Annotated in this window: 2 protein-coding genes; one reads left to right on the top strand and one right to left on the bottom strand. The window is 65.2% G+C overall.

The features are described from left to right. Positions 1–726: gamma-glutamyltransferase (locus HX803_RS32140; RefSeq protein ID WP_178926079.1), on the top strand; the 726-nt coding region annotated here is incomplete at its 5' end. On the opposite strand, the gene HX803_RS32135 is transcribed toward HX803_RS32140, so the two are convergent. Continuing rightward, positions 723–1,953: CdaR family transcriptional regulator (locus HX803_RS32135; protein ID WP_178926078.1), on the bottom strand; the 1,231-nt coding region annotated here is incomplete at its 5' end. The genes HX803_RS32140 and HX803_RS32135 overlap by 4 nt on opposite strands.

The following is a 1,953-nucleotide window of genomic DNA, read 5'->3' as shown; positions in this document are numbered from 1 at the left end:
TACCTCGGCGACTCGGACTTTTCCGAGGTGCCTGCGCAGCGCCTGACTGACCCTGCCTACATCGCGCAGCGCGCGGCCCAGATCAATCCGGATGCCCGCTCGCCCACCGAGCAGGTGCGCCCCGGCCTTGAGTCCCACCAGACCACGCACTTCTCGATCATCGATGCCGAGGGCAACGCCGTCAGCAACACCTACACCCTGAACTGGGACTTCGGCAGTGGCGTGGTGGTCAAGGGTGCGGGCTTCCTGCTCAACGACGAAATGGACGACTTCAGCGCCAAACCGGGCGTCGCCAATGCCTTTGGCGTGGTCGGCAACGATGCCAACGCCATCGCCCCGGGCAAGCGCATGCTCTCCTCCATGAGCCCGAGCATCGTCACCCGTGACGGCAAGGTCAGCCTGGTGCTGGGCACGCCAGGCGGTTCGCGCATCTTCACGTCGATCTTCCAGGTGCTGAACAACGTCTACGACTTCCACCTGCCGCTGGACAAAGCCGTGGCCGCGCAGCGCGTGCATCACCAATTGCTGCCCAAGGACACGCTCTTCTATGACGCGTATGCGCCGCTGACCGGCGAGGTGGCCCAGCAACTGCAACGCATGGGCTACGTGCTCAAGGACCAGGGCTGGTTGATGGGCGATATCCAGGCGATCCAGGTCAACGGCCGCACCGTGCAGACCGCTTCGGACCCACGGGGCCGTGGCGTGGGGTTGGTGGTACGGCCTTAACTGTCGATCACCCGCTGCAAGTGGATCGCCAGCTCCGTGGCAAACCGGCGCTCCGGGGTCTCCACATCAATACCGAACAACTCCTGAATCCGCGCCAGGCGATAGCGCAGCGTGGTCACGTGCACGCCCATCGCGTCGGCGCAAGCCTGACTGCGGCAGCTTTCGCGCAGGTAGGCGGTGAGGGTTTCCAGGTAGGGCGTCTGGTGCTTGCGGTCGTGTTCCAGCATGGCGCCGACGCTCTCATTGACGAAGGTACGGATGTCTTCGCCGCCCACCGCAGCCACGAAGATCGGGATGGGCCCGAAGTCCTGGTCGGAGATCGGCCCGCTGCGGCCAAACGAGCGGGCGATGTCGATCAGACGGCGGCAACGTTCCCAGGCGCCGGGGTAATCGGTCAGGGCGTGGCAGACGCCGCTGGCCAGCAAGAGCGGCTCGCCGCCCAGGTAGTGGGCCAGGTCTTCGGCGATCTGGCGCTTGACCTTGGCCCGGCGCTCGCGGCCCTTCTCGCCTTCGGCGGGCACCAGGCACACCAAGCCGTTATCGACACTGATGACCGTGGCCGGGATCGACGCACGGGCCAAGATGCGCGCGACGTTGTGGTGCAGGTTCTTGGCTTCACGGGCCTTGGCGCCGTAGTCGATGATGATCATCTGTTGCGCCTGGTTGAACTGGATGCCCAGGCGCTGGGCGCGTTGCTGGATGTCATCGGCATCGCGCCAACGGCCTTCGAGCACTTCGAACAGCAGTTCGGTCTGGGTGCGGGTCTCGAAACGGAAGCGGATAAAGCTGCGCATCATCTGCACGCTGAGGGCGAACTTGGCGCTTTCGAGCATCAGCAAATCCAGTTCATTGACCGGCGCCGCCACCGGGAACAGCACCAGCGCCCCCACCAGTTCATGGTCGACCATCAGCGGTTCGATCTGCGCCCGTAGGGTGAACTGGCGCTGGCCGTCGTCGAGAAACAGGTTGACGGTGTTCCGCAGGGCACTGCGCAGGCTGTCCTGGGCAGTCTTGGTAATCTGCACACTGAGCACGCCGGCCGCAGCCGCCTGCCAGCTGCTGTCGTCGAACAGCGCGGTGTCCGGTGAGCGCCCCGCCACCACCTGGTTGGCGGTGAAGTCCACCGCGATCACCGGGTTGGGCAACTGGTTGCCCACCATCAGCGACAGCGACCCCACCGAACCGCCACCCAGCACGTGCTCCAGCATCGAGGTGTGCACATGCAGC

The sequence above is a fragment of the Pseudomonas sp. P7548 genome, from assembly GCF_013386585.1.
In the GTDB taxonomy this organism is placed as follows: domain Bacteria; phylum Pseudomonadota; class Gammaproteobacteria; order Pseudomonadales; family Pseudomonadaceae; genus Aquipseudomonas.
This window is presented reverse-complemented; position numbering and strand designations above follow the sequence as displayed.